The 434-nt window shown below is 74.7% G+C and carries 1 protein-coding gene; it reads left to right on the top strand.

All coding sequences use genetic code 11. From position 1 onward, the window contains the following. Positions 1-434: hypothetical protein (locus tag AB3X89_RS40260; protein ID WP_368588061.1), on the top strand; the 434-nt coding region annotated here is incomplete at both ends.

The following is a 434-nucleotide window of genomic DNA, read 5'->3' on the forward strand; positions in this document are numbered from 1 at the left end:
TTCCTGACGTTCGGCGCGTGCCGTGCCTTCGACGGCTTCCACGCGCTCGGCGCCGCGGGTGTCGCGTTCGCGTGCTTCACGCGGCTCGCGAGTCTCACGCGGTTCGCGGCCTTCACGAGCCTCACGCGGTTCGCGTTGCTCACGCGGCGCGCGCGGCTCACGGCCCTCGCGTGCCTCGCGGCCTTCCCGTTCCTCGCGACGCTGCGACGGCTGCTGACCTTGCGCCTGACGGCCGCCGGTGACGCCTTCGCCACGCGCTGCCGCGTCGCGGCCCCCTGCGCCGCCACGGCGATTGCGGTTGCGATCGCCGCCGCGCTCGCCCGTGCGCTCACCGCGCTCGGTGCGTTCGCCGCGTTGCGGACGGGCCTGCTTGTCGGCCGTGGCCGGCGCGGCAGGTGCCGGAGCAGCCGGCTGCATGCCGAACAGATTCTTCA

Origin of the sequence: Paraburkholderia sp. BR14320, from assembly GCF_040948665.1 — a bacterium.
Lineage (GTDB): Bacteria > Pseudomonadota > Gammaproteobacteria > Burkholderiales > Burkholderiaceae > Paraburkholderia > Paraburkholderia youngii.